Below are 8629 nucleotides of genomic sequence, written 5' to 3' on the forward strand. Positions count from 1 at the left end.
TTCAATGAGAATTTTGGTGATGACGATGGTGGCGGCAATGAAAAAGATCAAGGATTGGGAAGACAGAACCGTCCGAATAATTTAAATGAATATCGTGGCGAATCGCGCACCGTTACCTTTAATAATACGCTTAATTATGCAAAAACGATTCATGAGAAGCACGACATTAGCGCAGTGATCGGTACTGAATTTATTGATAATTATGATTCATCCATTGGGGCAAGCAGGATGCGTTTTGGTATCACTGATAAAACCTTTAGATATATCGATTATGGCAGCACGGAAGTCGATTTGTGGAATGGCGGTAGTGCCTCCGAATGGGCATTGTTCTCGTTTTTTGGTTCAGCAACTTATGTGTATGATACCAAATATATGATCACTTCCAACTTTCGAGCGGATGCGTCTTCACGTTTTTCTGAAAAACACCGTTGGGGATATTTTCCTTCAGTATCCGCAGGTTGGAAAATTTCTGATGAAAACTTTTTAAAAGATGTGTCCTGGTTATCCAACTTAAAGTTGAGAGCGGGCTGGGGTAAATTAGGAAATCAAGAGATTGATAACTATGCCTATTTAACTTTAATAAGTCAAATAGATGGCAAGGTCGTGGTAACCCGTTATGGGAATTCAGATTTAAAATGGGAAACTTCTGAATCGGTCAACTATGGTATTGACTTTGGGTTTTTTGAGAACAAATTATCAATATCTACCGATTATTTCGTAAAAAGAACCACCGATATTTTATTGCCAGTAGGGTTGCCAAGTATTGTTGGAGACGTTTCACCTACCATCGTAAACGCCGGTGAAGTCGTCAACAAAGGTTTGGAGGTGACTTTAAACTATAGAAACTCAAGCAGAGAATTTAAATATGGAATAAATGCCAACATCGCCACCTTGATTAATAGTGTGGAACGCTTACAAACCAAACAGGTGGGACAATCCTTAAATTCATTTTTTGGCTACAAAATGATTGGTATTTACCAAAATCAGGCGGAAATTAATAGCTATTTAAGTGGCACTTTTAACCCAACTGCAAAACCTGGTGATATTAAGTTTGCCGATTTAAATAAGGATGGCATTATCGATTCGAATGACCGAACCTTTACAGGAGACGCCATTCCTGATCTTACCTATGGCATTACTTTGTCGGCAAATTATAAACGTTTTGATTTTTCTTGTCTATTTCAGGGCGTAGAAGGCGTTGATAAATTCAACGATGCTAAAAAAATAATCGATTTTGATACGAGGCCATTTAATTATACAACTAATATTTTAGGCGCTTGGGATGGCGAAGGCACCAGTAATACCATACCGCGAGTAACCTTTGAAGATAACGGAAGTAGCAAGGAATCCAGTCTTTATGTTGAGGATGCTTCCTATTTTAGGCTCAAAAACGTTGAAATTGGCTACACCATAAATGCAATCCAAGGATTGCAAGATGTGCGAGTTTATCTATCTGGTCTAAATTTATTTACCGTTACAAAGTATACAGGTTTGGATCCAGAATCTACAGATACCACCGATAAGGGGACGTATCCACTATCAGCATCGATTTTGTTGGGCATAAATGTTAAGTTTTAATATTTAAAATACGAGTTATGAAAACACTATATAAAAATTTAATTGCAATCGCCGTGCTTCTAACATTTACAGGCTGTAATAATGAGCTCACCAAGGATCCCATAGGTTTGTTGACCATGGATCAAGTGGATGCGACTCCTACTATAACCACGCTCGAATCATCGGTAAGCTCGTCTTATCAATTGCTGTCAAGTACTTTAAACCTTGTGGGTGATTGGCAATGGGATGATGGAACCGTCACGAGAAACGATTTTATTTTAAAAGATATCGCATCAAGCGACATGAATAAAAAATGGAATCCTGATGGAGATCAAGCCTGGATGGATGAGCTCAGTGCGTTCAGTTTTACTTCGGAAAATGGAGCTTTTAATGGGATTTGGCTTTATGATTATGAGGGTATTAATAGGATCAATCTTGCCCTGAGTTATTTGACCAATACAGAAGTAACCCAATCCGTCGGTATCAGTGATGCACGTAAGGATCAATTGATGGGCGAATGCTATTTTTTAAGAGCGTTTTACTATTTCGATTTGGTGAATAATTTTGGCGATGTCCCTCTTTTAACTAAGCCACTAAAGTCATTTGCCGAAGCTTTTGAAGTTGCGGTGCGCATTCCTGAAGCTGAAATTTGGACACAAATAAATACAGATTTAGCACTGGCAAAAGAATTGTTGCCAAATTCTAAATATCCATCGCCTGGTGAACCTTGGCGCGTTTCAAAAGGCGCGGTTATAGCCTTGCAAGCTAAGTCGGCGTTATATAATAAAGATTGGCCCAACGTCATTGCTCTGGTGGACGAATTAAGTGGTCTTGGTTTTTATAGTTTAAATGCCAACTATTTTGACAGTTTTGCTGTGGATAGGGAGTTTGATGAAGATGAGGTGATTTTCGCCTATGATCATATTTCCGATCAGAATCCAAGAAAAGGAAACGGTTTATGCGCCTTATTAGGTTGGGGGTTTGTGGCTCCTACTGATGATTTTATAAATGCCTTTGAACCAAACGATCCACGATTATTATACACGGTGGATGTGCCTAATGAGAATGTTTCAAAGTTATTGGGCAATACTGTGGGTGATGACAAAGGTAATGATGACTCGCCAAGTAATAAAATTTATATCCGTTATGCCGATGTTTTACTTTGGAAAGCAGAAGCTTTGATTGAAACTGGCGCCTATAACGACGCCATTGCCATAATTAATCAAGTAAGAGAACGCGCCAGAACAACACCAACTGCAGATGGCTCTGCCATACCTTCGGGAACCTTAGCCGCAAGACCAAACTCAACCGATCCAGTTCAAGTGAAAAATTGGTTAATGCATGAACGACGTGTAGAATTAGGTTTTGAATCGCAAAGATTCAATGATTTAAAACGATGGGGCATAGCGAAATCGTTTCTAACAGGGCTTGGTAAAAATTTTCAGGATAAAAATTATGTTTACCCAATTCCGCAAGGTGAGGTTGACAAATCTGCCGGTACGATTACTCAGAATCCAGGGTACTAAATTAATAAAGATTGAAAATCATTATTTGAGTTAGTCATTTTTAATCTTAGAGAAGTAGTTTTTCTCAGAGACTCTACTTCTCTTTTTTATTTTAAATAATCAAAAACCACTATGACAGATATAGCTAAAAGATATAAGCAAAATCCAATATTATCCCCTTCAGACTTAAGACCGAGCAATGCACAGATGATTATTGAATGCTTGCTGAATCCGGGAGCATTTACCTTTAATGGAAAAATTGGACTTTTGGTTAGGGTTGCTGAAAGAACGGTTCAAAAAGACGGATTTTTGTCAGTACCCATATATAACGCTGTGGGTAAAGTAGAAATTTTAGACATTAAACTTGACGATCCAAAATTGAATGCATCTGACGCGCGCGTCATTAAATATGATGTCACTGATTATTTAACCACCATTTCCCATTTGCGAATCCTGTTTAGCGACGATGGTATTAAGTTTTCTGAAGATGTTTACTATCCGCCACTCTTCGGAGAAGGCGCATACGAATCTTACGGCATTGAAGATTGTAGAGTTTCGGAAATTGAAGACACTTATTATTTAACCTATACAATGGTATCGCCCAATGGTGTCGGCGTGGGGCTTCGGACAACTAAAGACTGGAAAAATTTTGAAAAGAAAGGCATGATCTTAAGTCCGCACAATAAGGATTGCGCCATTTTCGAAGAAAAGATAAACGGCAAGTATTATGCATTACATCGGCCTAGCAGTCCTGAATTAGGCGGGAATTATATCTGGTTGGCTGAATCGCCCGATGCTGTGCATTGGGGAAATCATAAATGCATTGCAAAAACACGTGAAGGCAAATTTGACAGCAAACGTCTTGGGGCAGGAGCAGCACCAATAAAAACAGATCAAGGTTGGTTGGAAATTTACCACGGCGCCACCGAAAAGAACCGCTATTGTTTAGGTGCCATTTTATTGGATTTAAAAGATCCTTCAAAAGTTATTGCCCGTTCGAGCTCACCACTTATGGAGCCAAAAGAAGAATTTGAACGCAAAGGTTTTTTTGGAGAGGTCATTTTTACAAATGGTCATATTGTGGAAGGCGATACTATTAAAATGTATTACGGCGCAGCAGATGAATTTGTCGCGATCACAACATTTTCAATTCAAGAGATTTTAAAAACACTAGAACATTAATCATGGATTTAGCAAAAGTAGGATTAAAGGATTTTTCAAGAAGCGCCATCATATTAATCATCACCAATGCAATTTATGCTTTTGTAATGCCGGTCATCGACATTTTTGTGGCCTCGTATATTATGCGAAATTCTAACGATCCCTCTAAAGTGATTTTGTATCAATTGGCCATTTATGTCGGCATTCCGATTACATTTTTGTTAAATGGCTATTTGTTGAATAAAGTGAATATCAAAAGCCTGTTTTCCTTAGGAATGTTGCTTAGTGGCGTTTCCATGGTTTTTATGATGTCCTTGGATCAAATCGATTATTTCGGATTAATGGTGGCCGGCTTAATTATGGGCATGTCCTTTGGATTGTATTGGGCCAATCGGGATTATCTCGTTTTATCCACAACAAAAGACCGCGTCCGAAATTTTTATTACGGGCTGGAAACCTTTATTTATACCATTATCGCCTCAACAGTGCCCGTGATTATTGGTTGGTATTTAATGACAGGACACAGCAGCGGCGGTGTTGGCTCCAATGAAGCGGTCAATTCGAGTTATCGCGTCATCACCACGGTGGTTTTTATTATTACCATAATTGCCTCCATAGTGTTTCATTTTGGGAAATATGAAAAACCTAAAAGCGAGAAATTTCTCTACTTTAAATTTCACAAACTCTGGAGGAAGATGATTCAGCTCTCCATATTAAAAGGATTGGCGCAAGGTTTTATAGTCACAGCGCCGGCCATGCTCATGATGAAATTCTTTCATTCAGAAGGGGCATTAGGTTCTGCGATTTCTATAGGTGCTTTGATCGCGGCTGTAATTATGCTGCTTTTGGGTAAGTATTCGAAGCCTAAACACCGATTAATCATTTTCAGTATTGGATTGACCTGTTTCTTTTTGGCTTCTTTTTTTAACGGATTATTGTTCAATGAATTTGGCGTCATTCTATTTATGTTTTTGTTATTGATCGCCCGACCGGTTTTGGATATTGCTTATTTCCCAATTCAGTTAAAAGTCATCGATGTGCTGTCATCACTCGAAAATAGAAATGAATTTTCCTATATTTTGAATCATGAATTTGGATTGTTTGTTGGGCGTTTTATCGGTGCCAGCACGTTTTTAGTTCTTGCATTTTTTGTGAATACAGATATCGCTTTACGATATGCCCTATTGATTATAGGGTCACTGCAATTGCTTTCTATTGTGATTGCAAAGCAACTTTTAAAACAACAGGCAACTTTAGAAAATGAACTGTTAGAAAAAGAACAGTTAGAAGAGGACACTTTAGCCACTAAAAATTTAAACTCATTTACAAATGCGTAAAACAAATTACATACTCCTTCTATATATAGGTTTGGTCTGTTATGGGTGTAAAACGCATCCGTCTAAATTTATTGTAGAAAACCCGATACACCAACTTCAATTGGGGCGTATTGACTCCATGCCTAATTTTCCAGAGCCATTTAAAATAATTGATTTTAAAAATTTAGCAAAAGGATTTGATTCCTTGGTTTATGATGCTTCTCAAACCGGAGAGTATTGGCCATTAATTTGGAAAGATGATACGCGTAAAAATTTTGATCAAGAAACCTTCGGCATTTATACGGCCATGGGCGATTTAAGACAAGGACCAAAACATAACGATGGTATTTTTCATGAATCCTTAGCTACGGTTGGTTCTGTATTGGGAGCGACTTTAGTGGGCATTAATAAATCCAACCAAAAAGGGAAAAACTATGTTTCCATGTTGAAGAATTATTTTAATTCAGATAAGGGATGGGATATTGTCATGAATAATACCTGTCCTGAAGTTGCACTGCTCGGCGGCGGTTATGGAAGAGATTGGTGGTATGATGTGTATCCTAATGTTTTATTTTATGGCGTCGCAAATTTTTATCCAGAAGAAAAGGATTATTCAGACATCATGCGATCAGTGGCCGACAAGTTTCAAAAAGCTGATTCTGTTTTAGCAGGAAACTATGCACATTCTTTTTTTGACTATGCCACTTTAGAACCAAAAGATAACTGGATTTGCAAACAGGAAGATGCCGCTGCTGGCCATGCATATGTATTGTATGCAGCCTATCAAAAATTTGAGGATCCGAAATATCTCAAAGGCGCAAAATCGTCGTTGGAAGCGCTATTGGCGCAAAATGACAATCGGTTTTATGAAGTTTTAATGCCTTTTGGAGCTTATGTCGCGGCGCGTTTAAATGCAGAAGAAGGCACCAATTATGACTACACAAAAATTCTTGAATGGACGTTTAACGGCACCTCGGTTTGTAGAAAAGGATGGGGCGTATTATTGGGTAATTGGAATGGATATGATGTTTCGGGAATCATAGGAAGCACCGTGGATCATGGCGGATTTGGCTTTTTGATGAATACTTATGATTCCATGTTGCCATTGGTACCAATGGTAAGATACGATCAGCGCTATGCCAATATGATTGGCAAATGGATGCTGAATGCCAGCAATGCGATGAAGTTTTTCTATCCTTATGAAATGCCAGATGAGCATCAATCCATTCCAGAACTCAAACAACATACTAAAGGTGTGATCGCTTATGAAGGACTGATTAAAAAAGCGCATTTTGATGACTATTTGCATATTAAAGCACCCATCGCCCTTGGAGATGGTCCACATTGGGTAAAAGGTAATCCCGAGGTCTCTCAGTTTAGTGTGTATGGCAGTGGCCATGTTGGTATTGCGGGTTCTATAATTTCAAAAACCAATATTGAAAACATATTGCAACTCGATTTGCTGGCGACTGATTTTTTCAGAAAAGATGCTTTTCCATCCTTTTTATATTATAATCCCAATGACGTGGCGAAAGAAGTTTCCATCAATCTAGGCGAAAAACCGATGAAAATCTATGATGCGATACAACGAGCATTTATACATGAAAATGCAAAAGGGAATTTCAATTTTGTCATCGCTAAAGAGCATGCTGCATTATTAGTGCTGGTTCCAAAAGATGCTGTTATAACCGAAAGGTATGGCAAATTGTATGCGAACGATGTTGTCATTGATTATAAATATGCTGTTAATAATTAAACATTAAAAAATGACTCCATTACATCATAAAATGAGAATCCTGTATTTGCTGTTTTGCTTTGCAACAACTATTGGATGGAGTCAAAATATCAATCTTAAAGTTATTGGAAATGCGAAGGAAGGTTATTATGTCGCTATTTATAATGGAGAGCAATTGTTGCTTCAAAATACCGAAGAGTTTAAACTCAAAGTGGCCAATTTAGATTTAAGTGAAACCACTGAACTTAATAAATGGAAAGGTTCAGAATGGACAGGTAACGATTCAATCGTAAAACTATCAAGAGCGACGTATTTGGCAGATTTCGATTTGGATGTATCAATTACGGTGACTTATGAAATCGTCAATTCAAATATTGTAAAAAAGAGCATTGATTTATTTCAGTCGGGCATGCCCTTGCTCTATTATATTTTGGAGGAAAACTTTAAACCTGCAGAAACACCTTCTCAATATGTCACTTTTGAGTATACCGATTTTCCTGGCGGATTTGCGCATGAAATGTTTCCTTCCGCGGGATTCGTTACTCCAAATAACCAATTGGTCGGTATTTTAATGGATGCCGGTTATAAAAATCACTACACACGGTCCACACGCCGACGATTTAATGGCCATGGCGGCGGATTTGTAGGCATGCGGAAATTACCCGATCCTGAATTAGTTTCTGTGGCAACCTTAGATGAACGCTCACATGGCAATCATTATATCCAACAGCGGTTTGGAGAAATGTACAATTTGGATGCTGGCAAAGAAGTGAAATTAAAGATTGATGGGAAACTCGATAAAGTTGGAAGCGCTGCGATTAAAACCAATAAAACCGATGTCATAACGCTCAATGGTAAGTCGTCAGGGCGGTCCGGTTTTGAAGTTATCGTGCCTTTTAAAGATCAAAAAATCTATACGGTTTCTTTCCTATCAAAAGGAAACTCCCCAATCGCACTAAAACTATTCAGAATAAAAAACGGAAAAAAAAAGGTCGAATTAGAGCACGGCATTAAATATATTGACCAATTTCCGATCAAAGAAAATGAATACACACTATTTAAAGGAAGCATCTTAGTGCCTTATATCGAAAATGATAGTGTCTCGATGTTTATCGGTACTCAGTCCGAAAAAGAGGTTAACGTCCAAATTAAAGATTTACAAATAGTAGAAAACATCCCGCAAAAAGAACCTTATAATAGGATGAAAATGGGCGAAATAAGTACCAAAACCAGTTATGTGTTTGTGGAGCCTTGGACCAATCATCATGATTTTGTGGTTTCGTCACAATCGCGACTTGCCGAAGGAAAAGGGTTTAGAGGCTCTTTAATTGAAAAAATGTTATATGCAAATTCCA

Annotated in this window: 6 protein-coding genes; all 6 read left to right on the top strand. The window is 38.1% G+C overall.

The window, feature by feature from the left end; genetic code table 11:
* Positions 1 to 1578: SusC/RagA family TonB-linked outer membrane protein (locus tag ABIQ28_RS04610; RefSeq protein ID WP_348035657.1), on the top strand; the 1578-nt coding region annotated here is incomplete at its 5' end.
* 17 nt (positions 1579 to 1595) lie between these two features.
* Positions 1596 to 3083, top strand: coding sequence for a RagB/SusD family nutrient uptake outer membrane protein (locus ABIQ28_RS04615; protein ID WP_348035658.1), 1488 nt, complete (start codon positions 1596 to 1598; stop codon positions 3081 to 3083).
* Between the two features lie 111 nt (positions 3084 to 3194).
* Positions 3195 to 4244, top strand: a complete 1050-nt coding sequence (locus ABIQ28_RS04620; protein WP_348035659.1) for a glycoside hydrolase family 130 protein — start codon at positions 3195 to 3197, stop codon at positions 4242 to 4244.
* Positions 4245 to 4246: 2 nt separating this feature from the next.
* Complete coding sequence (locus tag ABIQ28_RS04625; RefSeq protein ID WP_348035661.1) at positions 4247 to 5560, top strand: MFS transporter; 1314 nt, start codon at positions 4247 to 4249, stop codon at positions 5558 to 5560.
* On the top strand, positions 5553 to 7295 hold the full coding sequence (locus ABIQ28_RS04630; protein WP_348035662.1) for a hypothetical protein: 1743 nt from the start codon (positions 5553 to 5555) through the stop codon (positions 7293 to 7295). Before ABIQ28_RS04625 ends, ABIQ28_RS04630 begins: the two co-directional genes overlap by 8 nt.
* Positions 7296 to 7305: 10 nt before the next feature.
* Positions 7306 to 8629, top strand: a 1324-nt coding sequence (locus ABIQ28_RS04635) for a hypothetical protein (RefSeq protein ID WP_348035663.1), incomplete at its 3' end; no start/stop codon positions are given.

The sequence above is a fragment of the Gelidibacter sp. genome (genome assembly GCF_039916245.1).
GTDB lineage: Bacteria > Bacteroidota > Bacteroidia > Flavobacteriales > Flavobacteriaceae > Gelidibacter.